The sequence below is a fragment of the Campylobacter sp. LR264d genome (genome assembly GCF_008633895.1).
In the GTDB taxonomy this organism is placed as follows: domain Bacteria; phylum Campylobacterota; class Campylobacteria; order Campylobacterales; family Campylobacteraceae; genus Campylobacter_D.
Window position 1 is genome coordinate 1 of record NZ_VJNT01000011.1, and the last position, 1,966, is coordinate 1,966.

At 23.4% G+C, this 1,966-nt stretch carries 4 protein-coding genes; all 4 read left to right on the forward strand.

Annotation, left to right across the window (positions count from 1 at the left end; all coding sequences use genetic code 11):
- Positions 1-240 precede the first annotated feature (240 nt).
- On the forward strand, positions 241-555 hold the full coding sequence (locus FMM56_RS08900; protein ID WP_223810300.1) for a hypothetical protein: 315 nt from the start codon (positions 241-243) through the stop codon (positions 553-555).
- A gap of 145 nt (positions 556-700) precedes the next feature.
- Positions 701-895: a hypothetical protein gene (locus FMM56_RS03005; protein ID WP_150141838.1), complete on the forward strand. Its 195-nt coding sequence runs from the start codon at positions 701-703 to the stop codon at positions 893-895.
- Positions 896-1,204: 309 nt separating this feature from the next.
- Entirely contained in the window at positions 1,205-1,525 is a 321-nt protein-coding gene (locus FMM56_RS03010; protein WP_150207758.1) for a hypothetical protein, read from the forward strand.
- 50 nt (positions 1,526-1,575) lie between these two features.
- The gene (locus FMM56_RS03015) at positions 1,576-1,842 is read left to right on the forward strand and encodes an HAD hydrolase-like protein (protein ID WP_150141840.1); all 267 of its coding nucleotides are present in this window, start codon (positions 1,576-1,578) and stop codon (positions 1,840-1,842) included.
- The last annotated feature ends 124 nt before the right edge of the window (positions 1,843-1,966 follow it).

Sequence of the window (1,966 nt, forward strand, 5' to 3'; positions counted from 1 at the left end):
ATAGCCTTCAAAAAAAATTTAAAAAAAGTAATTTTTCATATGAAAAAAAGTTTTAAAGTCTGTTAAAAGATAAAAAATAAATAAAAAAATTGTGACAATGTAGTTTATTAAACTAAATAATAAAAAATTGACTGGTAAAAATATAAAATTATTCAATGGATTATTAAATTATAATTTAGAAACGCTTTTAAGTGTTGAAGAGATTGATAAAATTTATGTTTATTGTAGTGATGAAAGTATTTGTTCGTTTTTATCAAAAGAAGTTATTTTTTTAAACGTTCTAAATTTTTAGATAGTGATGATACTAATTTTATGCAAATTTTTGAATGTTTTAGCAAAAAAGTTGATGCTGATACTTATGTTTTTTCTCGTATTAGTGCACTATTTATCATAAAAAATACGATTAAAAGGGCGTTAAAAAGTATGTTAAGTGGTAAATTTGATTCTGCTTTCAGTGCCTATAAACTACAAAGATTATTATGGAAAAGTGATAAAATGCCTTTAAATTTTGATGATAGTAATATACTTAGAACGCAAGATTTAGAGCCTTTATGATGAAATTCCAGCAATTTGTGTTTTTAAAATATAAAAGACGAATTGGGTTAAATCCTTGTATAGTTAAAGTTGGTGCGATAGAAAGCATAGATATAGATTATGAATAAGATTTTGAGATTGCAAATTTATATGAATAAGGATAAGTATGAAATTTAGTGCTATTGTGCCTATATATACAGATTTGAAAAATAAGGAAAAGCATTATTTTGCCTTGATTAACAATAAGCCTGTATTTTTTTATTTGTTTGAAATCTTAATTGAAAATGCTTTTATAGATAAGGTTATTTGCTATTTTTCAAATGAAAATTTTTGCCAAAGGGAGTTTGATTTATTAAAATAGAAAAAAACGTAGACAATAAAAATACAAGGCTTAAAGATATTCTTAATTCTATAGCTAAAAATATATAGCGATTATTATATACTTTGTGCTATTTCTAGTCCTTTTATTAGCAATATTTCTTTAAAAGGAATTGAAAGTGTGTTAAGCGGAGAATATGATAGTGCCTTTTCTGTAAAAAAGATAACTTCCTTTGTATGGTTTAATCAACAAGCTTTAAATTTTAATCCAAACGATGTGTTAAGAACCAGTTAGATTAAGCTTATTTTTGTAGAAACTAAGGGTTTTTATATTTTTTCTAAAAAAGATTTATTGAAACAAAAATATTTTGAAGATAAACCAAAACAAATAGAAGTTAGCACAGATGAGGCATTAAAAAAAACAAAAGAAGATTTAGAATTTGCAAAGCTTATAAGTTTTAAATACCAAAAAACGCAAAATAAGTATTTTTTTATTTCTAAAATTTGTACTCATATTATTTTGGACATGGATAAAGTGATTATAAATTCTATAACTTTAATGGCTAGGGCTTGGAGTGAAAGTAGTGGCGAAAAATATGCAAGTTTTGATGAATATAAAAAATATATAGGAATTTCTTTTAATCAAATTTGTTCTAAGATAGGTGTTATTTAAAACAAAATTAAAAACATAAAAATAAATATTTTTCTTTTAGTCAAAAAAACATACAAGAAATAAGACTTTTTAACAATGTAAAAAGCACGTTTTCAAAACTTAGAAATGAAGGTATAAAAATAAGCGTTGTAACCAGCAAAGATTACCAAAATGCTTTAAGTATGCTTAAATATTTTAAACTTGAAGTTGATTGCTTGATTGTTTCAAATTCACCATTATATAAGGGCAAAAATAAATCCTTTGATGACCCTTTATTGTTTGCTTGTGTACAAACTCATATAACAATCGATGAAAGTATCTTTGTGGGTGATATTTAAGAGATTATCAAGCAACAAAAAATGCAAATATAGATTTTATTTTTGCAAGTTATGGTTATGGTGATATAAATTTTTAATGTTAATAAAATAAAAAATTTTAAAGAATTATTATTGCTAATTTAAT

Excerpts from the sequence above, each read along its gene's own strand:
- FMM56_RS03005 (WP_150141838.1), top strand. The coding sequence starts at position 701 with ATGAAATTTAGTGCTATTGTGCCTATATATACAGATTTGAAAAATAAG.